Source organism: Spongiactinospora sp. TRM90649, from assembly GCF_029382225.1.
Taxonomy (GTDB): domain Bacteria; phylum Actinomycetota; class Actinomycetes; order Streptosporangiales; family Streptosporangiaceae; genus Spongiactinospora.
In genome coordinates, this window is the sequence record NZ_JARLTC010000008.1 from 166,304 (window position 1) to 187,089 (window position 20,786).

The 20,786-nt window shown below is 70.5% G+C and carries 24 protein-coding genes; 8 read left to right on the plus strand and 16 right to left on the minus strand.

The window, feature by feature from the left end:
- Nucleotides 1-3: 3 nt before the first annotated feature.
- Together P3X83_RS11800 and P3X83_RS11805 are read right to left on the minus strand one after the other, a co-directional pair.
- Nucleotides 4-1,203: a penicillin-binding transpeptidase domain-containing protein gene (locus tag P3X83_RS11800; RefSeq protein ID WP_277305017.1), complete on the minus strand. Its 1,200-nt coding sequence runs from the start codon at nt 1,201-1,203 to the stop codon at nt 4-6.
- 98 nt (nt 1,204-1,301) lie between these two features.
- On the minus strand, nt 1,302-1,550 hold the full coding sequence (locus tag P3X83_RS11805) for a hypothetical protein (protein ID WP_277305018.1): 249 nt from the start codon (nt 1,548-1,550) through the stop codon (nt 1,302-1,304).
- On the opposite strand from P3X83_RS11805, the gene P3X83_RS11810 reads away from it, so the two are divergent.
- Complete coding sequence (locus tag P3X83_RS11810; protein ID WP_277305019.1) at nt 1,549-1,701, plus strand: hypothetical protein; 153 nt, start codon at nt 1,549-1,551, stop codon at nt 1,699-1,701. The genes P3X83_RS11805 and P3X83_RS11810 overlap by 2 nt on opposite strands.
- A gap of 34 nt (nt 1,702-1,735) precedes the next feature.
- On the opposite strand, the gene P3X83_RS11815 is transcribed toward P3X83_RS11810, so the two are convergent.
- The 5 genes from P3X83_RS11815 to P3X83_RS11835 all read right to left on the minus strand — a co-directional run bounded on the left by P3X83_RS11815 (nt 1,736) and on the right by P3X83_RS11835 (nt 4,622).
- Complete coding sequence (locus tag P3X83_RS11815; RefSeq protein ID WP_277305163.1) at nt 1,736-2,152, minus strand: MerR family transcriptional regulator; 417 nt, start codon at nt 2,150-2,152, stop codon at nt 1,736-1,738.
- A gap of 68 nt (nt 2,153-2,220) precedes the next feature.
- Nucleotides 2,221-2,613, minus strand: coding sequence for a RidA family protein (locus P3X83_RS11820; RefSeq protein WP_277305020.1), 393 nt, complete (start codon nt 2,611-2,613; stop codon nt 2,221-2,223).
- Nucleotides 2,610-3,191: an XRE family transcriptional regulator gene (locus P3X83_RS11825; protein ID WP_277305021.1), complete on the minus strand. Its 582-nt coding sequence runs from the start codon at nt 3,189-3,191 to the stop codon at nt 2,610-2,612. Before P3X83_RS11825 ends, P3X83_RS11820 begins: the two co-directional genes overlap by 4 nt.
- A 46-nt stretch (nt 3,192-3,237) precedes the next feature.
- The gene (locus tag P3X83_RS11830) at nt 3,238-4,077 is read right to left on the minus strand and encodes a hypothetical protein (RefSeq protein ID WP_277305022.1); all 840 of its coding nucleotides are present in this window, start codon (nt 4,075-4,077) and stop codon (nt 3,238-3,240) included.
- Nucleotides 4,074-4,622 carry a sigma-70 family RNA polymerase sigma factor gene (locus P3X83_RS11835; RefSeq protein WP_277305023.1) on the minus strand — a complete coding sequence of 183 codons (549 nt, stop codon included), beginning with the start codon at nt 4,620-4,622 and terminating at the stop codon, nt 4,074-4,076. The genes P3X83_RS11830 and P3X83_RS11835 overlap by 4 nt, the downstream gene beginning before the upstream one ends.
- A gap of 289 nt (nt 4,623-4,911) precedes the next feature.
- On the opposite strand from P3X83_RS11835, the gene P3X83_RS11840 reads away from it, so the two are divergent.
- The gene (locus P3X83_RS11840; RefSeq protein WP_277305024.1) at nt 4,912-5,334 is read left to right on the plus strand and encodes a dienelactone hydrolase family protein; all 423 of its coding nucleotides are present in this window, start codon (nt 4,912-4,914) and stop codon (nt 5,332-5,334) included.
- Nucleotides 5,335-5,421: 87 nt separating this feature from the next.
- Here the strand turns inward: P3X83_RS11840 and P3X83_RS11845 are convergent, their stop codons facing one another.
- Nucleotides 5,422-5,571 (minus strand): hypothetical protein, encoded by a 150-nt coding sequence (locus P3X83_RS11845; RefSeq protein WP_277305025.1) that lies wholly within the window; start codon nt 5,569-5,571, stop codon nt 5,422-5,424.
- A gap of 25 nt (nt 5,572-5,596) precedes the next feature.
- Between P3X83_RS11845 and P3X83_RS11850 the strand changes: the two genes are divergently transcribed.
- Together P3X83_RS11850 and P3X83_RS11855 are read left to right on the plus strand one after the other, a co-directional pair.
- The gene (locus P3X83_RS11850) at nt 5,597-6,130 is read left to right on the plus strand and encodes a CGNR zinc finger domain-containing protein (RefSeq protein WP_277305026.1); all 534 of its coding nucleotides are present in this window, start codon (nt 5,597-5,599) and stop codon (nt 6,128-6,130) included.
- A 550-nt stretch (nt 6,131-6,680) separates the two neighbouring features.
- Entirely contained in the window at nt 6,681-7,619 is a 939-nt protein-coding gene (locus tag P3X83_RS11855) for an aldo/keto reductase (RefSeq protein ID WP_277305027.1), read from the plus strand.
- A gap of 30 nt (nt 7,620-7,649) precedes the next feature.
- On the opposite strand, the gene P3X83_RS11860 is transcribed toward P3X83_RS11855, so the two are convergent.
- The gene (locus P3X83_RS11860) at nt 7,650-8,300 is read right to left on the minus strand and encodes a TetR family transcriptional regulator (RefSeq protein WP_277305028.1); all 651 of its coding nucleotides are present in this window, start codon (nt 8,298-8,300) and stop codon (nt 7,650-7,652) included.
- A gap of 107 nt (nt 8,301-8,407) precedes the next feature.
- Nucleotides 8,408-9,319 (minus strand): hypothetical protein, encoded by a 912-nt coding sequence (locus P3X83_RS11865; RefSeq protein WP_277305029.1) that lies wholly within the window; start codon nt 9,317-9,319, stop codon nt 8,408-8,410.
- 207 nt (nt 9,320-9,526) lie between these two features.
- Between P3X83_RS11865 and P3X83_RS11870 the strand changes: the two genes are divergently transcribed.
- Nucleotides 9,527-10,969, plus strand: coding sequence for an aldehyde dehydrogenase (locus tag P3X83_RS11870; RefSeq protein WP_277305030.1), 1,443 nt, complete (start codon nt 9,527-9,529; stop codon nt 10,967-10,969).
- 226 nt (nt 10,970-11,195) lie between these two features.
- On the opposite strand, the gene pta is transcribed toward P3X83_RS11870, so the two are convergent.
- Nucleotides 11,196-13,241, minus strand: a complete 2,046-nt coding sequence (gene pta, locus P3X83_RS11875; RefSeq protein ID WP_277305031.1) for a phosphate acetyltransferase — start codon at nt 13,239-13,241, stop codon at nt 11,196-11,198.
- 65 nt (nt 13,242-13,306) lie between these two features.
- Nucleotides 13,307-14,062: an alpha/beta fold hydrolase gene (locus P3X83_RS11880; protein WP_277305032.1), complete on the minus strand. Its 756-nt coding sequence runs from the start codon at nt 14,060-14,062 to the stop codon at nt 13,307-13,309.
- 145 nt (nt 14,063-14,207) lie between these two features.
- Here P3X83_RS11880 and typA point away from each other — a divergent pair, with 145 nt between their 5' ends.
- Nucleotides 14,208-16,061, plus strand: a complete 1,854-nt coding sequence (typA, locus tag P3X83_RS11885) for a translational GTPase TypA (protein ID WP_277305033.1) — start codon at nt 14,208-14,210, stop codon at nt 16,059-16,061.
- 28 nt (nt 16,062-16,089) lie between these two features.
- Here the strand turns inward: typA and P3X83_RS11890 are convergent, their stop codons facing one another.
- The 3 genes from P3X83_RS11890 to P3X83_RS11900 all read right to left on the minus strand — a co-directional run bounded on the left by P3X83_RS11890 (nt 16,090) and on the right by P3X83_RS11900 (nt 17,996).
- Nucleotides 16,090-16,959, minus strand: a complete 870-nt coding sequence (locus P3X83_RS11890; protein ID WP_277305034.1) for a polysaccharide deacetylase family protein — start codon at nt 16,957-16,959, stop codon at nt 16,090-16,092.
- 39 nt (nt 16,960-16,998) lie between these two features.
- The gene (locus P3X83_RS11895; RefSeq protein ID WP_277305035.1) at nt 16,999-17,304 is read right to left on the minus strand and encodes a hypothetical protein; all 306 of its coding nucleotides are present in this window, start codon (nt 17,302-17,304) and stop codon (nt 16,999-17,001) included.
- Nucleotides 17,305-17,411: 107 nt separating this feature from the next.
- On the minus strand, nt 17,412-17,996 hold the full coding sequence (locus tag P3X83_RS11900; protein ID WP_277305036.1) for an XRE family transcriptional regulator: 585 nt from the start codon (nt 17,994-17,996) through the stop codon (nt 17,412-17,414).
- A 95-nt stretch (nt 17,997-18,091) separates the two neighbouring features.
- Here P3X83_RS11900 and P3X83_RS11905 point away from each other — a divergent pair, with 95 nt between their 5' ends.
- A complete protein-coding gene (locus P3X83_RS11905; protein ID WP_277305037.1) occupies nt 18,092-18,928 on the plus strand; it encodes an EamA family transporter in 837 nt (278 codons plus the stop codon).
- A 62-nt stretch (nt 18,929-18,990) separates the two neighbouring features.
- Entirely contained in the window at nt 18,991-19,950 is a 960-nt protein-coding gene (locus tag P3X83_RS11910) for a sensor histidine kinase (RefSeq protein WP_277305038.1), read from the plus strand.
- A gap of 33 nt (nt 19,951-19,983) precedes the next feature.
- Here P3X83_RS11910 and P3X83_RS11915 read toward each other — a convergent pair whose 3' ends face one another.
- Complete coding sequence (locus P3X83_RS11915) at nt 19,984-20,574, minus strand: sigma-70 family RNA polymerase sigma factor (RefSeq protein ID WP_277305039.1); 591 nt, start codon at nt 20,572-20,574, stop codon at nt 19,984-19,986.
- Between the last annotated feature and the right edge of the window lie 212 nt (nt 20,575-20,786).

Genomic DNA, 20,786 nt, shown 5'->3' on the forward strand with positions numbered 1-20,786 from the left:
GCATCAGTCTTTCGTCATCGCGCCCAGCACCGCGTTGATTACGGACGCGGCGTCGTCCCGGTCCCGCCGCGCCCTCGCGGTGTCCTGTTCGCGCTCCGGCTCCAGCGTCACCCCCACCGCCACGTACGGTTTGCCCGAAGGGGCGAACCCGGTCGCCACCGCCGGTTCCCCCGGCAGTTCCACGGCCGCCGTGCCCGGCCCGCCGCGCTTCGCCTTCCGCGTCATCGTCCGGGCCACCGCCCGCGCCACCTTGGCGGGCATCGCCCACCGGTACAGCATGGGCGTGGTCTCCTCCAGCACCGTGCCGTCGTGCATCCGGATCTCGCGCACCAGATGGGGCCGCATCAGCACCCCGCCGTTGGCCACCGCCGCCGACAGCATGGCGATCTCCAGCGGCGTCGCCCTGGCCCCCTTCCCCGGGAACACGCTGGGCGACACCCACAGCGGGATGTAGAGGCCGCCGGAGTTGAACCCGAACCCCATGGCCTGCCGCCACAGCGCGCCGCCGGTGAGTCTCGCCGCCTGGCTGATGATGCCGAGCGCCGGTCCGACGGGATACGACCGGTTCAGCGCGCGGTTCATCAGCGGCGAGGCGTCGTCCGCCAGCAGCGCCGACTCCACCCGGGAGAGCGCCTGCGGATCGTGCGTGGCCAGCCGGTTCGGGTCGTAGGAGGGGAAGGAGACCAGCGCCAGGATCGCCCCCGTCGCCGGGTCCAGGGCGACGACCGCCCCACGGCGTCCCGTGTCGCGCAGCGCCTGGTAGGCGGCCCGCTGCGCGCGCTCGTCCACGGTCAGCCGGATGGAGGCGGCGGCGTGCCCGAGGTCGCCGAGCAGCGCCCGCACGTGCACGCGCGGATCGGCGCCGGACAGGACGGCGTCGCGCGCCCCCTCCATGCCGGTGGCGGCGAACAGCGACAGGTGTCCGGTCACCGGCGCGTAGACCGCGCCGCCGGGATACACCCGCCGATATCCGAACCGCCCGCGCTCGCGCACGCTCGTCGCGAGCACCCCGCCGCCCCTGGCCAGCAGCTCCCCGCGCGGCTGGTCGAACCGCTCTATCTGCGTGCGCAGATTGCGCAGGTCACGGCGGAGCGCGTCGGCGCCGAACGTCTGGAGATGGCTCACCTGGACGAGGAGCGCGAACATCAGCACCGCGCAACCGACCACCACGCGGCGCAACGGCACGTCCATCCGCCCCGCCATGCCCCCTCCGGCCCACTAACCCCCCATTAGGTCTGGTCTAACAACCCGACCGAAAAGCCCGCCTCCGCTCCGCGTAACCGCCCCGCCAAAAGCGTCGTTCACGAACGCGTGCCGACGGCCCGCAGCCAGCGGGGCAGCAGCGCCCCGGCGGTGATCGGCGCGAGCCCCCAGGCCACCGGCGCGACCGTGCCCATGAGCTCCGGCGAGTCGATCGCGAACCCGGCCAGGGCGACCAGGCCCGCGACGCCCGTCACGGCGAACGCCGCGGCGAGCGCCACCGCGCACCCCTGGGCGCAGGAGATCGCCCTCCCCGGCGCGGAGTACTTCCGGACGCTGAGCGGCGTCATGACCGTGGACCGCTATCCCGCCTTCTGCCGTCTGCTCACCGACGAGGCGGTCACCGCCGACATCGGCTACACCGCCGAGGACTTCCGGTTCGGCCTGGACCGCATCCTGGCCGGCCTCGCCGACCTGCACGGGAACCGCAGTTCTTCATAGACCGGCTCCCCGGCTCCACTGTTCACGCGCTGGTTCACGAGACTGGGACGGCGTGGCGCTCCTCTGCCCGCTCGGCGTGCTCCTCCGGACCGTCGAGTTCCAGCACCCGGCGATACCAGGAGATCTTGCTCTGGATGGCCCGCTGCTGGTCCCTGAGGTTGCCGATCTCCGCCTCCACCCGCCGGTCGTGCTCCGCCAGCACGGCGACCCGGTCGGTGATCGTGTGGTCGCCCGCCCGGGTCAGCTTGGCGAACCTGAGCATCTCGGCGATCGGCATCCCGGTGTCGCGCAGGCACCTGACCATGCCCAGCCAGCCGATGTCGCGCTCGGAGAAGCGCCGCTGGCCCGCCGCGTTGCGGGTGACCGGCTCCAGGAGCCCGATCCGCTCGTAGTAGCGCAGGGTGTCGAGGCTGAACCCGGTCCGTTCGACGGCCTGAGCCGGTGTGTACATCTCCACCAAGGCAGCTTCGCACCTGGAGTGGGCTCCAGGTCAAGCTCCAGCACCGGCCGCGCGTGCCGTCAGTCGACGGCGATCGCCTCGATCTCCAGCAGCCACTCCTCGGAGTAGATGTCGGTGATGATGATGGTCAGCGCGGGCGTGTGGTCGCCCAGCACCTCCTTGCGGATGCGCCCGTTCGCCGCTCGGTACTCGCGATCCGACAGGTAGGTGGTCACCTTCGCCAGGTTGCGCACCCCCATCCCGGCCTCGGCCAGCACCCCGAGCACGTTGCGCCAGACGATCCGGCACTGCGTCTCGAAGTCCTCGGGGACCTTGCCCTCCTCCGCCCAGGGCACCTGTCCGCTCACGAACACCGTACGGCGCGCGCCCGTGACCAGCGTGCCGTGCGTGTAGTCGCCCGGCGACTGAGGCAGGAACTCCGGGTCGAGCGGGCGGATGGACGGTTCGCTCACAGGTCCTCCAGCGCTACGTGATGATCGTGGACGGGCACGTGCATCGCGGTGTAGTAGACGCACTCGACGTCGCCGGGATTGGCGAAGGCGTGCACGCAGTCGCCCGCGTAGTAGAGGGCGTCACCGGTGTCGACCTCGTGGGTCACGCCGTCGAGCGTCACCGTCAGCCGTCCCGTCTCGACCGCGAGGTATTCACGTGAGCCGGGGGCGTGCGCGGCGAACGCGCCGACCAGCACCCCCGGCGGCACGGTGGTGCGGATGAACTCGAACTCGACCCCGGGCAGATTCGGCGACAGGATCCGCCGCTGCCAACCGGTCTCATCACGAATCGCGGGCTGCTCCCTGGCCCGCAACGTGATCACCCTGTCGGGCTGCTCCTCGCCCAGCAGCCGCGACACGGTGACCCCGAGCGCGGTGGCCAGCCGGGCCAGGACCAGCACGGTAGGCAGCTTCGTTCCTCGCTCGACGGCCGAGATCATGCTCCGGCTGATCTCGCTGAGACCCGCCAGCTCATCCAAACTCAACCCGCGCCGCCGCCGCTGCTCCCGCAGCCGAACCCCGAGCCCACCGACATCCATGGCTCCACTATAGGAGAAATTTTCCACTAAAGGCGAATGTTTTCGGTCAGTTCGCGGGGCAGCCGGTCATCTGCTTCCGGATGTGCGCGGACAGCGCGGGAGACGACTTCATCCGTTCCGGCTGCGCCCAGACGATGACCTTTCCCGGGGCCGTCGGCACCGCGTCCATGACGAACCAGTCGCCCGGGACCTGCTTGGCGGGCTTGGACCGGTCGCTCACCCTGAACTCCTCGATCGTGCCGTCGCGCTCGGCCAGCGCCGCCCGCACCTTGTCCACGGTCATGCCGCGGAACGGGACGCAGTGCAGCAGTTCGCCTGTGGCGTCGACGTCACCGGCGGATTCGTACTGCTCGCCGGGCTTGGCCGGGCGGGCGAAGAAGATCCGCGCGCTGCCCTTGAACTCGGCGGGGATGCGGAAGGAGAGCACGCACCGTCCGCCGGGAAGGTCGCAGTCGACCGAGTCCTCGGCGATGTTGGCTCCTTCGGAGATTTCCTGATTCGTGACCTGGCCGGCCATGCTCGGCGAGCCCGGCCCGACCGACAGCCCTACGTCGAATCCGCGGGCCTTGAACTCGGCCGTGAAGCGCTCGGGATCGGCGTAGAGGTCCTTGACGGTGACGATCCAGTCGCCCCCGGAGCGCTGGAACGCCAGCGCGGCGGGGGGCGCGATGCCGCTCGGCGCGTCGGCGGGGAGGAAGGCCACCGCGAGGGCGGCCGCCGTCCCAAGCGCCATGGCGGCGGGGATCAGCACCGGCCAGCGCGGCCTGCGACGCGCCTCGACCGGCGTCGCGACGATCTCGTTGAACAGCTCCCGCGCCCCCTCCCCCGCTTCGGGCGCGTGGGGCGCGGGGTCGATGGCGCCCACCATCCGGCCGATCTTGCTCACAGGCTCTCTCCTCTCGGTTCCGCGATCGCCTGTCCTTGTTCCGTCAGCCCCAGCCCGACGGCCAGCCGCTTGCGCGCCCGGTGCAACCTGATGCGCGCCGCGGTCGCCGTACAGCCGAGCACCTTGCCGATCTCCGGGCCGGTCAGCTTCTCCCAGAAGGCCAGCGCGAGCACCTCCCGATCACGGGCGGACAGCTCGTCGAACGCCGCCCGTACTCGGTCGTGCCGGCCGTCGTCCTCAACGGCCGCGGCCGGCCGCGCGGCCGACAACTCGTCCTTGAGCCGCGCCGCCAGCCCCGCTCTACGCGACTCCCCCCGCCGCTGGTTGGCGAGAACGCGGCGCGCCACGCCGTACAACCACAGCCGGGCCGCCTCCCCCTCGGGCACCTCGGCGATCCGCCGCCAGGCGGTGAGAAACGTCTCAGAGATCACGTCCGCCGTATCGTCGGGCGAGTCGGTACGCCGGGCGGCGTAATGGTGAATGGCCGGGTAGTGCGCGGTGTAGATCGCTTCCAAGCGGTCTCGCGCTCCCGGTGGATGGCTCACGGATGGCTCTCCTCATACCAAGGCGTCCGAACACCCCGATAAATGTCCGGCACCCTCTCCGAGTGTTTCGCCCCTCCACCGAGGGCTCAGGCGGCGCCCACGCCTTCGGTGCTGATCTTCCATCCTGGGAAGTGGACTCCGCCGACGCCGACGCGGCCGGCCTCCGAGATGCATACCGAGAGTTCTGCGGATCGCCGGCCAGGTGATCACCGGATCATCAGCATGATCGGGGCTGTGGTCTATGTTGGGAGGGTGACTACCGGGACGGCTTCGCGCCACACACGGATCGGTGACCCGGTGCCCTTCTGAGCGCCGTACGGGCCGGTGCGGGCCCGCTGTTCGATCGAGGAGCTCGCGCCGCCGCACGGGCACCGCCTCCCGTCGTGTTGATCTCAGGCTCGGCACATCGACCACACGACAGGAGAGTTCATGCCCATCAAGACGCTGCGGATTCCCACCGCGGACGGCCAGGCCGACGCGTTCGCCGCCTTCCCCGACGGCGGCGAGCGGCACTGGCGACCTGACGCCCGAGGCGCTCGGCGAGCTCAACCAGGCCCTGGACGCCGCAGGCGTCGGCTACACCTCCGAGATCTATCCCGGCACCGTCCACGGCTTCACCATGGCCGACACCGACGCGTTCAACGCCGCCGGGCTGAAGCGCCACTGGGACCGGCTGCTTCCCCTTCTGGAGCACACCCTGGGCAACGGCTGAGGCTCCGGAGTTCTCGGGGCGCTTCGAGGCCGGCGTGAGGGCGGGTCGACCGTGCCCGCCCTCACCGCCTCCGGCGGGGCTCCACGGTCACGAGATGGCTCTGATCAGCTCCTGCCGGGCCGTGCGGATCTCCCACACACCGCATTCGCAGCGCAGGTAGGTGACCACGCCTTCGGAGGTGACATGCGATGAGACGACGCAGAGAGTCATGGGGTCGTGCTGGTCTCCAGAGTGCATGACTCCAACGTGCTGTAATGGCCTTATGCATTTCAATGCTTACGGGGGGAACGGCGCCGAGCTGGCCGCCGCCCTGGTCAACGCCACCGAATTCACCCCGGAGGTGCTCGCGGTGACGCTGTCGGAGCACGGCATGCTCCGCACCAGGCTCACGCACGCCCAGGCCCGTGAACTGGGTGAGTGGCGGCACAGACTCGCCCCCGTCTTCGGTGAACTCGACCAGGACACCCAGATCCGCCTGATCAACGATCTGCTGCAGATCACCGCGTCGAAGCCGCACGTGAGCGCGCACGACGGCCGCGAGCCGCACCTGCACTTCTTCTCCATAGACGCCGACATCGTCTCCAGGGCCAAGGACACCACGGCGGGCGGACTGGCCATGGCCATATCGTTCTCCGACGGCCGCCGGCTGGGGCGCTGCGACAGGACCGGCTGCGAGACCGTCTACGTCGACACCTCACGCAACGGGCGTCGCAGATTCTGTTCCTTGACCTGCGCGAACAGGGTCAACGTAGCGGCACACCGCTCCAGAAACGCTCAGAGCCCGTCCACGGCCTAACGATCTTCTGGTCGGTCGCAGGAGCCAGGCCCTTCGCCGGAGCGACCCGCTCGGCGTGATCGCTCCGGCCGGCAGGCGGTGCGAACCCAGGAGGCGATGGAGGGCGGACGGCCGGCGCCGTCGAGCCGGTGGCGCGCCGCCGAGGGCGTCACTCGTTGTAGAAGCCCGGCAGGTGGCCGGCCGTCGAGAGGCATACCGAGAGTCCTGTGGATCATGAGACGAGTAGATCCACGGCCACATGCCTACGAAGGCATATCGGGCCTTGAATGACATGTGAATTGGTCGGTTACTTTCGTTAATTTGGAACGATTGAATTCATCGCTAAGCGGCCGACTGTTGGCGAAAGCGCCGGGCGAAGCCCGGCACGGAAAGGCGACCGAGCGAAGCGAAAACCTTTGCGCGCGGAGCGCGCTTGGGAAGTACGTCCGAGCGCAGCGAGGGCGGTCGGGCGTGCGCGTCACGGCTCCCTCCCGTGAGGCGAGGAGTGGGGGCTGCCGACGGAGGTTGGGGGGGTTGACCTAGAGGGCGCTCCAGCGGTCAGGGTTGGGGGATGACCGAGATCCAGATGGCGTTGGGCACGATTCCGTTCGGGACGACCGTGGGCAGGGACGAGTCGTTCGCGATCCTTGACCGCTTCGTCGAAGCGGGTGGCACCAGGCTCGACACCGCCAACAACTATCCCTTCTGGCACGAAGGCCGTACCGGTGACGAGAGCGAGGAGACGATCGGCGCGTGGCTGGAGTCGCGTGGGATCCGGGACCGGATCGTCCTCGGGACGAAGTGCGGGGCGCGGCCGACGATCCCCGGTGATCGGACGCTCGACTCGGCCGAGGGGCTGGCCGGGGACACGATCAGGAAGGCGATCGAGGGGAGCCTGCGGCGGCTGCGGACCGATCGGGTCGACCTGTACTGGGCGCACATCGAGGACCGGTCCGTCCCGATGGAGGAGACGCTGGGGGCGTTCGCCGAGCTGGCCGTCCAGGGCAAGGTGGGTGAGATCGGGGCGAGCAATCTGCCCACCTGGCGGCTGGAGCGGGCGCGGGCGTCGTCCAGGGCGAACGGCCGGCCCGTCTACACCCACGTGCAGCTCCGCTACAGCTACCTGCGGCCCCGCCCGGGGGTCGTTCCCGACACCACGCATCGCCTGGCGAGCAGCGAGACGCTGGACTACGTGCGTGAGGAGCCCGATCTGACGCTGTGGGCCTACACGACGCTGCTGGGCGGCGCCTACACGCGTCCGGATGATCGGCCCATGCAGGAGATCTATCACCATCCGGGCACCACCCGCCGTCTCGCCGTGCTCGGGGAGACCGCCCGGGAGCTGGGGGCCTCGCCGAATCAGGTCGTGCTTGCCTGGCTGATGGGCGGGGAGCCCTCGGTCGTGCCGATCGTCGGGGTCAGTTCGATGGCACAGCTCGACGAGGCGCTGGGCGCGGCGGACCTGCGCCTCGACGACAAGATCCGGGCACGGCTCGACGAACCGGTCTGAACCGGCCCGAGCCAGGCCTGAGCCGGTCGCCTAGGGCAGATGGTCCGACAGGTAGCGGCGGACCAGGTGCTTGCACTCGGCGATGAGGTCGGGGTCGCCGTCGCGGTCGGCGCGGAAGGCGAGTTTCAGCACGGTGTCGGCGGCCTCGACGGCGACCAGCAGGGCGCGGTCGAGGTTGGGCCCGGCGGGGGCGCCGGCCCGTTCGATGGTGAGGGAGCGCAGCCGGTCGGCCACGACGACGTTGTTCTCCAGCGCGGCGTCGAGCATCCGCTCGGTGCCGCGCAGGACCGGCCCTCCGGGGGCGGCGAGCACCTCGCCGAAGTCCACGACGGCGAAGCCGGGGGTGGTGCGCTTCATGCCGACGAACTCGTCGATCGCGAGATCGACCACGTCGGTCCAGTGGGACAGCTCGGCGGTGGCGAGCCGGGCGGTGATCCGGTCGAGGAACGCGTCAAGGTTGCGGAGCGCGAGTGCGCGGACCAGTCCCTGCTTGTCAGGAAAGAACTGGTAGAAAGTGCCGATCGGCACTTCGGCCCGCTTGGCGACCTCCTTGGTGGTCAGGGCTTCATATCCCTGTTCGTCGAGTAGCCGGGCGCACTCGTCCAGCATCCGCTCCACGCGTTCCAGGCTGCGCCGTTGGGCTGGGCGGCGGCGCAACGTTTCTCCGGAGACGTTCGTCATGACGACATCATGTCGGTAGAAAGGGTCATCGTGTCCCAGAAGTCACGTACAAGGGTGAAAAACCATCGAAATGTACGTAGAAGTGCCTAGAATCCTGGCGAAAATGACTAGAACACCGAAACATGTACATGGTCCATGTGGTTCTGCGTGATGCCACCGCGATCCGACATGGGACGCCAGCCGGCACCTGTGCGCACATCGTAGTAACGCTGCTTCCAGATGATGTACATGATGCCGATGCGCGGGCCGTTCTCGATGCACCACTTGGCCAGCGCGTCACCGCGCTCGCTGTCGATCTGCCCGGGCATCACGCCCCGGCTCACCATGAAGTCGCACGCCCGGCCGCTGCCGTGCTCGCCGGGGTCGCCGCGCCGCAGGCAGCCGTAGCCGTACGGCATCGGGAACTCCGCGAGGATGGCGTTGCGGACCGACGTCATCCGGGAGGTCAGGCCCTCACTGCCCCCAGGGGTCTGGAAGCCGTACTTGGCCATCAGCTTCTCGATGGACCTGCGCTTGCGCTTGAGGGTCTCGATCTCGTCCTCCAGGTCGCTGATCTTCTTGTCGGCCTCCTTCCTGGCCTTCTTGGAGTCGGCGACCAGTTCCTTGACCCGTTCGAGCTTCCTGGCCCGCTCGCTGGCCAGGTAGGACATCATCGCGGCGGGGCCGAGCACGGACGAGGTGCCGTTCGGGGCGCCGAGCAGCCGGGCGGAGTCGAGGGTGCCGCCCATGTAGGTGGTCTGCGCCATGGTGGTGACCTCGCGCTCGGCGTCGGCGAGCCTCCGCCTGAGGCCCCCGGCCCTGTCGTTGGCCTTCTTGGCCTGGACCCGGACCTCCTCAAGGTCCTGGATCTGCCCCCGGTACCGCTTGTTGAGGGCGGCGGCCTGCGCGGTGAGCTTCTTGAGGTCCGACTGCGGCTTGGGCTCGGCGACCCGTGCGGCGGTGGTGGCGGCGGGCGCGAGCGCGAGCAGGAGCGCGACGAGGACGGCCGTCAGTGCGGCGGGACGGCGGCCTGGTTTCACGCCATCCTCCCCTCGGGAACGACTTCCGCGCAGACGCACCGAAACTATAGGAGGTGATCTTGAGGGCTGCCACCTGAACGGGTCAACCTGTGACCCGTATCAAGAGCTTTGTCATAGTCTGAGCGCCTTTGGCGGGAATTCCGGATCCGCTTGACCGCCGTTCCCAGAACATGATTCGGTCATCCCATCGCAGGAGGGAAGGCAGACATGCTCCAGCACGACCGGCTCTTCATCGGCGGCGACTGGGTGGCCCCGGCGGGCACGGGCACCATCGAGGTGATCTCCCCGCACACGGAGGAGCCCGTCGGCCGCGTCCCCGACGGCACCCCCGCCGACGTCGACCGGGCGGTGGCCGCCGCCAGGTGGGCGTTCGACCATGGCCCCTGGCCGAGGATGACCATGGCCGAGCGCGCGGCCGTCGTCGGACGGCTCGCCGACCTCTACGAGGCCCGGCAGGGCGAGATGGCCGACCTGATCACCTCCGAGATGGGGTCGCCGATCACCTTCTCCCGGATGGCGCAGGCCCCCCAGCCGCTCGGCATGCTCCGCTACTACGCCGGCCTCGGCGCGACCTACGAGGTCGAGGACGAGCGCCCCGGCCTGTTCGGCCCGGTGACCGTACGGCGGGAGCCGGTCGGCGTGGTCGCCGCCATCGTCCCGTGGAACGTCCCCCAGTTCGTCATCATGAGCAAGCTCGCCCCGGCCCTCGTCGCCGGGTGCGCCGTGGTCGTCAAACCCGCGCCGGAGACGCCGCTCGACTCCTACCTGCTGGCCGAGATGATCATCGCGGCGGGTGTCCCGGAGGGCGTGGTCAACATCGTGCCCGCCGGGCGCGAGACGGGCGAGCACCTGGTGTCCCACCCCGGCGTGGACAAGGTGGCCTTCACCGGCTCCACCGCCGCCGGGCGGCGGATCGGCGCGATCTGCGGCGAGCGGCTCAAGCGCTGCGGCCTGGAGCTGGGTGGCAAGTCGGCGGCGATCGTGCTCGACGACTGCGACCTGCCGTCCGCGATGGGCTTCCTGTCCGTGGCCTGCTTGATGAACAACGGGCAGGCGTGCGTGGCGCAGACGCGCGTCCTCGCCTCGCGCGGGCGCTACGACGAGGTGGTCTCGGCCTTCGCGGAGATGGTGGCCGCACAGCGGGTGGGCGACCCGGCGGACCCGGTCACCGGCATCGGGCCGCTGGTGAGCGCCCGGCAGCGAGACCGCGTGGAGGGCTACCTGCGCGCCGGGGTCGAGGAGGGCGCCAAGCCGGTCGTCGGCGGGCCCGGCGGGCTCGCCGGCCACAGCCGGGGGTGGTACGTCTCCCCCACCGTTTTCGCGGGGGTCTCCAACGACATGCGGATCGCCCGTGAGGAGATCTTCGGCCCGGTGCTCACGGTGATCCCGTACGACGACGAGGACGACGCCGTCCGCATCGCCAACGACAGTGACTACGGTTTGTCGGGAACCGTGTGGACGTCCGATACCGAGCGCGGCGTGGACATCGCCCGCCGGGTCCGCGCGGGCACCTACGGCGTGAACATCATGAACACCCTCGACCCCTGCGCGCCCTTCGGCGGCTTCAAGGCCAGCGGGCTCGGCCGCGAGCTCGGCCCCGAGGGCCTGGCCTCCTACCTGGAGTACAAGTCGATCGCGCGGCTCGGATGACCGAGCGCGGCGCGCGGAACCAGTGACGGGGGATCCGCGCGCCGCAGCAAGGACGCACCGGTGAGCCCAACCCAGCGCGCCCCCGCGACGCTGGGCTCGGGCCTCCGGCCCCACCATGATCTCCCCAGGGGGCCGCGGCTTCGCCGCCTCGGCACTCTCGGGTTCTCCCGGTGGATTCGTTCCGTACGCTGAAGGTAGACGCCCTTAATACGAAAAAGGTTCGGTGTTATTGATCGGTACTTCTACGGATACCACCCTGAGCCTGGATCGCGGTGATCGCAATGAGGTTGACGATCTCGTCCACGCTCGCGTTGCGCGGCAGGTCGTTGACCGGCTGGCGCAGCCCCTGGAACACCGGGCCGATCACCAGGCCGCCCGCCGACCGGCGCACCGCCGTACAGGCGCTCTCCGCGCTGTCCAGGTCGGGGAAGACCAGCACGCTGGCCCGCCCGGCGACCTCTGAGCCCGGGGCCTTCACCTCCGCGACCCGCTCGTCCACGGCCGCGTCGAAGTGCAGCGGCCCCTCAACCGACAGCTCCGGCGCGCGCGTCCGCACCAGTTCGGTGGCCCTGCGCACCTTCTCGGCGTCCGCGCCCGCCCCGTACGGCCCGGCCGAATACGACAGCATGGCGACCTTCGGCTCGATGCCGAACCGCGCGGCGGTGGCGGCCGAGGCGATCGCGATGTCCGCGAGCCGTGAGTCGTCCGGCTCGTCATGGATGGCGCAGTCGGCGTAGACGAGCACCTGCCGCGGCAGGCAGGCGAAGCACACCGAGGAGACCGCCCCCGCGCCCGGCTCGGTGCGGATGATCTGGAAGGCGGCGGTCAGCGTGCCCGCCGTCGGGTGGGTGGCCCCCGTGACCATGCCGTGGACCATGCCGGTCTGCGCCATCATCGCGCCGAAGAAGACCGGATCGCTCAGCACGTCCCTGGCCCTGCGGTGCGACATGGCCTTGTGCTCGCGCAGCATGCCGTACGTCTCGGCGAAGGTCTCCCGCAGCGGCGAGGTGACCGGGTCGATGACCCGTACGGCGTGCAGGTCCAGCCCAAGCACCCGGGCCCGCCGCCGGATCTCGTCCGGCCTGCCCAGCAGGGTCACCTCGGCGATCTTCCGGCGCACGGCCGCGTCGGCCGCCCGCAGGATCCGCTCGTCGCCCCCCTCCGGCAGCACGATGTGCCTGCGCACCTCGGCCGCGTGGACGGCCAGCAGGTGCGTGAACATCCGCGGCGTGATCCCGCCCGTCGGCGCGAGTTCCATGCGCGCGGCCAGCGCCGCCGTGTCCACGTGCGCGGTGAAGTGCCCGAGCGCCAGCTCGACCTTGCGCGGGTTGTCCGGAGTGATCCGCCCGGTGAGGCCGGAGAGCGTCGCCGCCGCCGCGAAGCTGTCGGTGGGCGCGGAGAGCACCGGGATCTCGGGCGTGAGCCGTGCCGTCAGGCCGCGCACGTTGGGCGGCGGCTTCTCCCCGAGCGTGAGGATCACCGCGGCCGGGCGGGCGGTCCCGGCGGCGCCCGCCGCGAGGGCCCCGAGCAGCACGTCGGCCCGGTCGCCCGGGGTGATCACCAGGGAGCCGTCGCGCAGGTGGTCCAGGAAGACCGGGAGCGTCGCGCCGCCGAAGACGAAGCCGAGCACGTCGCGGAGCATGCCCTCGGCGTTGCCCTGCACCAGGGTGGCCCGCGCGGCCTCCGCGGCCTGCCGTACGGTGGGCGCGGCCAGGCGGGGGTGCTCCGGGATGACGTACCAGGGCACCGGCAGGTCCGCGGGGATCGAACCGGCGTGGGTGACCCGGTTGGCGATCATCGCGAGCACCCGGCAGCCGTGCCTGGCGAAGGTCGCGTGCGAGGCGCGCAGCGCCGCCGCGACCTGCTCGGCGCGCAGGCCGCCGCCGCCGATCACCACGACCACCGGGGCGTCCAGTTCGGCGGCCAGGTAGGCGTCCAGGTCGTCGCGCCCCGGCACGGCGTCGCCGACGCCCAGCACCAGCAGCGCGTCGCAGCCCTCCCCCGCCGTGCGCACGCCGTCGGCGAGGCGGGCGACCAGCTTCTCCTCGGGGATCTCCGCGGCCTCTTCACGCGTCATGCCCCGGGCGTATCCGGCCACCTGGTAGCGGCTGCGGAGCAGTTCCACGCCGCGATCGTCGCCATCTCCCGCGCACGCGATCGGCCGGCTGACGGCGATCCGCTCCACGCGGTGTGACAGCAGTTCCATCAGCCCGAGCTCGACGACGTCACGCCCGTCCTTCGGGCCGACCCCCGCAACGTAGATGCTCCGCATCGGCCCTCCCCAGGTGAACCCTGTGAGGATTGCCGCAGCCGGGTGGAGTGAACCGTCCCGGTTGTTCAAGCCTCGGTAAGTGTCGTCCGGATCCATCCGCCGATGCGCCGGATGAGCCCGGGGGTGGCCGCGGTCTCGGCGTGCCCGTAGCCGCGTTCGATCCACAGCTCCTTCGGGTCGCCCGCCGCTTCGAAGAGCTGGTGGGCGTGCTCTACCGGGAAGAACGAGTCGGCGTCGCCGTGCACGACGAGCAGCGGCGTGGGGGTGATCAGCGCCGCCGCCTCGTACGGCGCGAGCGGGATCGGGTCCCACGGCCCGCGCGCGATCCTGGTGTGTTTCGCGACACGTGCCAGGAACCGGCCGAACGGGCGTTCGATGGCCCAGTGCACCTGCCGCATGGGACGGGTGCCCCGGTAGTACCAGCGGGCGGGCCCGCTGACGGCGACGACGGCCTGCACGCCTCCGTGCAGGCCCGCGTGCCGTACGGCGACCGCCGCGCCCATCGAGAACCCGACCACCGCGACCCGCGTGTAGCCGATGCTCCTCGCGTGCCGCACCGCCGCGTCCACGTCGAGCACCTCAAGGTCGCCCACCGTGGAGGTGCCGCCCGACCTGCCGTGCCCCCTGAAGTCGAAGCACAACACCCCGCCGAACCTGTTGAGCACGTGGGCGATGCCCCGGGCGGTGGGCTCCCGCCAGCATCCGGTGAATCCGTGCGCCACCACCAGGCACAGATCGGAGGCCCCAGGCGTGTGCGCGGCGTCGAGCCGCACGCCGTCCTTGGTGCGCAGCATGGCGCGATAGTTCGCGGCAAGGGGCATGAAACGAGTCTAGAAACCGGCCCTCCGTGAACGCCCTGCCGGGGGCCTGCCCCGGCAGGCACCGAAGTTGTGGCCGGGATCAACTAAAATGGGATGTGCCGCACGGGCCCGCGGCCGATTCCCGATCACAGAGCGAGACTCCAACATGCCTTTGAACAGCCGCGACGACCTGCGGAACATCGCGATCATCGCGCATGTCGACCACGGCAAGACCACACTGGTTGACGCCATGCTCTGGCAGTCCGGGGCGTTCCGCGCCAACCAGGACGTCGAAGACCGCGTCATGGACTCCGGTGACCTGGAACGCGAGAAGGGCATCACCATTCTCGCCAAGAACACCGCGGTCCGGCATGGCGACATGACCATCAACATCATCGACACCCCCGGCCACGCCGACTTCGGCGGCGAGGTCGAGCGCGGCCTGTCCATGGTGGACGGCGTGGTCCTGCTGGTCGACGCCTCCGAGGGACCGCTGCCGCAGACCAGGTTCGTGCTGCGCAAGGCGCTGTCGGCCAAGCTGCCGGTCATCCTGTGCGTGAACAAGGTCGACCGTCCCGACGCGCGGATCAAGGAGGTCGTGGACGAGACGTACGAGCTGTTCCTCGACCTCGACGCCACCGAGGAGCAGATCGACTTCCCGATCGTCTACGCCTCGGCCAAGGCCGGGCGGGCCAGCCTGACGCGGCCCGACGACGGCGGCATGCCCGACGCCCCCGACCTCGAACCGCTGTTCACCACGATCATGGAGACCATCCCGGCGCCGCTGTTCGACCCGGCGGCCCCGCTGCAGGCGCACGTGACCAACCTCGACGCCTCCAGCTACCTGGGCCGGATCGCGCTCTGCCGCATCCACCAGGGCACGATCAAGAAGGGCCAGCAGGTCGCCTGGTGCCGCACCGACGGCTCCGTCGACCGGGTCAAGATCAGCGAGCTGATGATGACCGAGGCGCTGGAGCGCAAGCCCGCCGAGCAGGCCGGTCCCGGCGACATCATCGCGATCGCCGGCATCCCGGACATCATGATCGGCGAGACCCTGGCCGACGCCGACGACCCGCGCCCGCTGCCGCTGATCACGGTCGACGAGCCCGCCATCTCCATGACCATCGGCACCAACACCTCGCCGCTGGTCGGCCGGGTCAAGGGCGCCAAGGTCACCGCGCGCATGGTCAAGGACCGCCTCGACCGCGAGCTGGTCGGCAACGTGTCCCTGCGGGTGCTGCCCACCGAGCGCCCCGACACCTGGGAGGTCCAGGGGCGCGGCGAGCTGGCGCTGGCCATCCTGGTCGAGCAGATGCGGCGCGAGGGCTACGAGCTGACCGTCGGCAAGCCGCAGGTGGTCACCCGGGTCGTGGACGGCAAGGTGCACGAGCCGGTCGAGCGCCTCACGGTCGACTGCCCCGAGGAGTACCTGGGCGCGATCACGCAGCTCCTGGCGGTCCGCAAGGGCCGTATGGAGCACATGACCAACCATGGCACCGGCTGGATCCGGATGGAGTTCCTGGTCCCGGCGCGCGGCCTGATCGGCTTCCGCACCGAGTTCCTGACCGAGACCCGGGGCACCGGCCTGGTCCACCACGTCTTCGAGGACTACGAGCCGTGGTTCGGCGAGCTGCGCACCCGCGCCACCGGTTCGCTGGTGGCCGACCGCATGGGGTCGGTGACGGCGTTCGCGATGACCAACCTCCAGGAGCGCGGCTCGCTGTTCGTCGGGCCGGGCACGGACGTCTACGAGGGCATGGTCATCGGCGAGAACTCCCGCGCCGACGACATGGACGTCAACATCACCAAGGAGAAGAAGCTCACCAACATGCGGGCCTCCACGTCGGAGGAGACCGAGAAGGTGATCCCGCCGCGGGTGCTGTCGCTGGAGCAGGCGCTCGAATTCATCCGTGAGGACGAATGCGTGGAGGTGACCCCGGAGACCGTGCGTATCCGCAAGGTCGTCCTCGACTCTTCGGCGCGGGCGCGGGCGACGGCGCGGGCCAAGCGCGGCGGCTGACGCCGAGATCGCCCGCAGGCCCCGCCCGCTACGAGCGCCTGGCCGCCCTTCTGAGCTCTTCCTCGTTCCGCATCGGATAGCGCCCGCCGGGGCCGGGCACGCCTTCGCCGAGCAGTTCCGACACGGTCACGAAGGTGTAGCCCTCGTGGTCCAGCCTGGCCAGCACGCGCGGGACGGCCCGGACCGTGGTCGAGTGGATGTCGTGCAGCAGCACGATGGTGCCGGGGCCCGCCGCGCCGACGCGCCGGGCCACCAGGGCGGGCTGCCGGTCGCGCCAGTCCACCGTGTCGACGTCCCACAGGATCTGCGAGAGGCCGTAGCCGCGCGCCACGCGGGAGACCGTGCGGTCGGTCGCGCCGTACGGCGGACGCATGATCCGCATGTCCGTGCCGGTGACCCGCCGGACCAGCCGCTGGGTTCGCTGCAGCTCCGCCTCCACCCCTTCGCGCCGCATGTCGGTGAGCATGGCGTGGTCCCAGGAGTGGTTGCCCAGTTCGTGGCCTTCGGCGACCATGCGCCGCAGGTCGTCGGCGCCCCCGGCGTCGACCATCCGGCCGACCACGAAGAACGTGGCCCTGGCCTCGTGCCTGGCCAGCATGTCCAGCAGCCTGCCGGTGTACCGGTAGGGCCCGTCGTCGAAGGTGAGCGCCACGCACTTCAGCTCGGCGCAGTCGATCGGGCGCGGCCGGAAGACGGCGCGGCGGGCGGGCCAGTCGGGCTGGACCCGGGCCAGTCTGGCCGCCAGCGCCCGCCCGCCGATCTGCTCGGCCAGTTCGCCGGGCCGGTGGGTGCCCAGGGAGCCGCCGCCCCCGCGCCCGCTCACGGGCCGGGCGGGCTCGGAGACGTTCCCCACCGCCAGGCCGCAGATCGCCAGGGCGAGCCCCAGCGTCACAAGCATCCCCCGCAGCATGGCTCTCCCGGAAAGCGCGGCGGGGCGTCACGGATAATCCTGTGCCGACTCCCCCCGCAGAATCCTGGCCAGGTCTTCCCACCATGGTGGGACATCGGCCTGCAGTTCCGCGTAGCGACGCGCCACCCGCACCGCACATCCGACCGGATCACTGCCCGGATGGTGGTGGCGGACCGTTCCCTCGCGCCAGCGGAAGTCGCCGTCGCGGAAGCACACCACCAGGCCGATCCACACGGAGAGCGTGGACTCGTCGCAGACCTCGTACGCGTCGGTGACTCCTAGACCGGTCAGCTCGGCCCGGAGCTTGCCCATCGCCGCGGCGGCTTCACTCACCAGCGGCCAGTCCCCGCGTGTTGCACAGAGAGTGATTTACCCACCATCGCGTCCTATGACTGCATTCTTACGTGGTTGCTATCCGATCGTAATCAGGCGTACGGGTATCACCGGTGGTCGAACAGGTCGGACGGGGGTTCGGTGACGACCATGATGAACCGGCAGCCCGAATCGCCCCCCGCCGCGTAGCGGTGCGGGCGGTCGGCGCTGAACAGCACGGCCTCGTCGGTGGCGAGGTGGTACTCCTGCCCGAGCACGGTCAGCACCAGCTCGCCGTCGATCACGGTGAGCATCTCCCTGGTGCCCGGCGGGTGCGCGTCGCCGTCGTGGTGCTCCCCCGTGGCGAGCCGCCAGTCCCACAGTTCGAGGATCGCCGGGGCGTCGGTGCCGACCAGCAGCCGCGCCGCCCCCTCGCCGTGCTTGAAGGTGACCACGCCGGACGCGCCCACTACCCGGACCACCGGGGTGTCGGCGACCTCCACCAGTCGGGCCACGGTGACGCCGAGCGCGCCGCCGATCCTGGCCAGCGTGGACACGCTGGGGTTGGTCCTGGCCTGCTCGACCTGTACGAGCATGCCGCGGCTCACCCCCGACCGGGCCGAGAGCTCGTCGAGGGTCATCCGGCGATAGGCGCGCTGCGCCCGCACGTTGTTGGCGATCGCCGCGGCGAGGGCGCCGTTGTCGTCGGCCATGAGTGCATTGTAGTGAAAAGACTTTGCAATGGATTGCACGGTGGTGGTGTACTTCGTTGTACTAGCGGTGCAATGAAATGAACCGGAGTCCCCTCGTGAACGTAGTCGTCCTGGCCACGGCGTGCGCGCTGGTCTACGGTGCCGCCGACTTCTTCGGCGGGCTGGCCACCAGGCGCTCCCGCCTGCTCGCCGTCGTGGTGCTGTCCCAGGTGGCCGGGCTGGGCTTCATCGCGGCCCTGGCGGGCGCGCTGCCCGGCACGCCGTCCGCCGGCGCGCTGCTGTGGGGCATGGCGGCGGGCATCATGGGCGCGGCGGGGCTGGTGCTGTTCTACCGCGCGCTGGCCCGGGGCACGATGTCCGTGGTCGCGCCGACCACCGCCACCACCTCGGCGGCCATGCCCGTGCTGTTCGGCCTGCTGTCCGGCGAGCGGCCGGAGGCGCTCGCGCTCGCGGGGGTGGCACTCGCGCTGGTCTCGGTGCTGATGGTGAGCCGTGCCCCCGGCGGCGGCACCGTACGGGAGTCGACAGGCCCGCTGCTGGCCGCGCTCGCGGCAGGGGCGGGGTTCGGCGGGTTCTTCATCCTGCTGGCCCAGGCCCCGGCCGAGGCCGGGATCTGGCCGCTGATGGGGGCCAGGTTCGCCTCGATCACCCTGGTCGCGCTGCTGGCCCTGGCCACCGGGCGCACGCTGCGGCCGGGCGGCGGGGCGGTGCCCACGATCGTGGTCGCCGGGGTCCTGGACATGGCCGCCAACGTGCTCTACCTGCTGGCCGCCCAGCGCGGGCTGCTGAGCCTGGTCGCGGTGCTGGTCTCGCTGTATCCGGCGACCACGATCCTGCTGGCCAGATACGTGCTGCGGGAGCGGCTGCATCCCACTCAGACGGTGGGCGTGGTGGCCGCGCTGGCGGCGGTCGCCCTGATCGCGGCGGGGTGACCTCCCCCTACTGAGGGGGGGTGACGTTGTCAGTATTAGCAGCACTTGTTACGTTCATCCCCGTGCAGCCCGAACGGGCAGTTTTCGCGTCAGGGTCGTTCGCGCATATCGCCGCGCCGTACGACTCCGATGAGAGCTGGCTGCGGCTCGTCCTGCCGGTGATCGTCGAGGCGCTGCGCGAGGGCCACGACATCCTCGTAGTGACCGGGCAGAACAGGCACGACATGCTGACCGAACGGCTCGGCGAGGACGCCGGCCGGGTCGATCGGCGGCTGCGGAACACCTGGTACACCCACCCGGCCCGCACCCTGACCGCCTATCACGAGTACGCCGAACCGTGGGCCAAGCGGCAGACGCTGCTCATCGGCGAGCCGGTCTGGCTCGGCCGGGGCGCCCGCGACCTGCGGGAGTGGGTCAGATACGAGGCCGCGATCAACCTGGCCTTCGCCGACGCGCCCATCGTGGCCCTGTGCCTGTACGACCGGCTGGCCACCCCGCCGCAGGTGCTGGACGACGCCATGCGCGCCCACCCGTGGACCCTGGGCGGCGACGGCCTCCGCGCCAGTGAGGGCTACGTACCGCCGAAGAGCTTCCTGCTGAGCGGGGACGAGCTGCCCTTCACAGAGCCGCCGCCCGCCCGGATCACGGTCCCGTTCGGCGAGCGCGACCTGAGCATGGTCCGGCAGGCCGTCGCCGCGGCGGGCGAGAACGCCGGGCTCGACCGGGACACGGTCGGCTCCCTGGTGCTCAGCGTGTCGGAGATCGCCGCCAACACCGTCGAACACGGCGGCGGCACGGGCTCGGTGTCGATCTGGGCCTCGGGCGACGAGCTGATCTGCGAGGTGCTCGATCCCGGCGGACGACTCGACGTGCCGCTGCCCGGCTTCCTGCCGCCGCGGCCGGAGTCGCCGCGCGGCTACGGCCTGTGGATCAGCCGTCAGCTCTGCGACCTGGTCGAGACCCGCATCACCGATGGGGTGCTGCGGGTCCGCCTGTACATGATCCTGCCGAATCGTCGCTGATGAGGGGGCGGCGACGCCGCCGCCCCCGGAGGGTCACGCCACGGCGACCGGCACGCGCAGCGCGCCGACCTCACGGGCGTAGCCCTCCAGCATGCCGCGCAGCTGCCTGCGGCCGCGGTGCAGCCGGGACATCACGGTGCCGATGGGCGTGCCCATCCGCTCGGCGATCTCCTTGTAGGCGAATCCCTCGACGTCGGCCAGGTAGACCGCCTCGCGAAAGTCGTCGGGCAGCGAGCGCAGCGCGTTCATCACCACGTTGTCCGGCAGCGCGTCCAGCGCCTCGGCCTCGGCGGACTTCAACCCCGTGGACATGTGGGACTCGGCGGCGGCGAGCTGCCAGTCCTCGATGTCCTCAGTCGCCGACAGCTTGGGCGAACGCTGCTTCTTGCGGTAGTCGTTGATGAAGTTGTTGGTCAAGATGCGATGCAGCCAGGCCTTGAGATTGGTGCCCTCGCGGAACTGGTGGTACGAGGTGTAGGCCTTGGCCACCGTCTCCTGGACGAGATCCTCGGCGTCGGCCGAATTGCGGGTCAGGCGCATCGCGGAAGCGTAGAGCTGCGCGGTCACTGGAACGACGTCGCGTTCGAACCACGCCTGGCGCTGCTCTTCGGTCATAGAGATCATGTTCAATCCCCCTCGTACTCTTCCCCCCGTAACCATCCGGCCTCGGGCATGGCTTGCCCTCCGGTCCTTTTGGCTGCTTCGCAATGGTCCCAGGCAGGCCGTAACGGCTTTGTTAAGAGTCTTTCCTGCTCAGGGGGCCTAGCGTTACTCGGGCACGTGGCGGTCGTACTCACGCCCACGGCCAGGCAAGTCTCATTAGAGTAACACTCTTT

Excerpts from the sequence above, each read along its gene's own strand:
- pta (WP_277305031.1), bottom strand. The coding sequence starts at position 13,241 with ATGCGGAGCATCTACGTTGCGGGGGTCGGCCCGAAGGACGGGCGTGAC.
- P3X83_RS11845 (WP_277305025.1), bottom strand. The coding sequence starts at position 5,571 with ATGCACTCTGGAGACCAGCACGACCCCATGACTCTCTGCGTCGTCTCA.
- P3X83_RS11890 (WP_277305034.1), bottom strand. The coding sequence starts at position 16,959 with ATGCTTGTGACGCTGGGGCTCGCCCTGGCGATCTGCGGCCTGGCGGTG.
- P3X83_RS11825 (WP_277305021.1), bottom strand. The coding sequence starts at position 3,191 with ATGGATGTCGGTGGGCTCGGGGTTCGGCTGCGGGAGCAGCGGCGGCGG.
- P3X83_RS11880 (WP_277305032.1), bottom strand. The coding sequence starts at position 14,062 with ATGCCCCTTGCCGCGAACTATCGCGCCATGCTGCGCACCAAGGACGGC.
- P3X83_RS11915 (WP_277305039.1), bottom strand. The coding sequence starts at position 20,574 with ATGATCTCTATGACCGAAGAGCAGCGCCAGGCGTGGTTCGAACGCGAC.
- P3X83_RS11815 (WP_277305163.1), bottom strand. The coding sequence starts at position 2,152 with ATGTACACACCGGCTCAGGCCGTCGAACGGACCGGGTTCAGCCTCGAC.
- P3X83_RS11800 (WP_277305017.1), bottom strand. The coding sequence starts at position 1,203 with ATGGCGGGGCGGATGGACGTGCCGTTGCGCCGCGTGGTGGTCGGTTGC.
- P3X83_RS11900 (WP_277305036.1), bottom strand. The coding sequence starts at position 17,996 with ATGGCCGACGACAACGGCGCCCTCGCCGCGGCGATCGCCAACAACGTG.
- typA (WP_277305033.1), top strand. The coding sequence starts at position 14,208 with ATGCCTTTGAACAGCCGCGACGACCTGCGGAACATCGCGATCATCGCG.
- P3X83_RS11855 (WP_277305027.1), top strand. The coding sequence starts at position 6,681 with ATGACCGAGATCCAGATGGCGTTGGGCACGATTCCGTTCGGGACGACC.
- P3X83_RS11805 (WP_277305018.1), bottom strand. The coding sequence starts at position 1,550 with ATGACGCCGCTCAGCGTCCGGAAGTACTCCGCGCCGGGGAGGGCGATC.
- P3X83_RS11870 (WP_277305030.1), top strand. The coding sequence starts at position 9,527 with ATGCTCCAGCACGACCGGCTCTTCATCGGCGGCGACTGGGTGGCCCCG.
- P3X83_RS11850 (WP_277305026.1), top strand. The coding sequence starts at position 5,597 with ATGCATTTCAATGCTTACGGGGGGAACGGCGCCGAGCTGGCCGCCGCC.
- P3X83_RS11860 (WP_277305028.1), bottom strand. The coding sequence starts at position 8,300 with ATGACGAACGTCTCCGGAGAAACGTTGCGCCGCCGCCCAGCCCAACGG.
- P3X83_RS11810 (WP_277305019.1), top strand. The coding sequence starts at position 1,549 with ATGACCGTGGACCGCTATCCCGCCTTCTGCCGTCTGCTCACCGACGAG.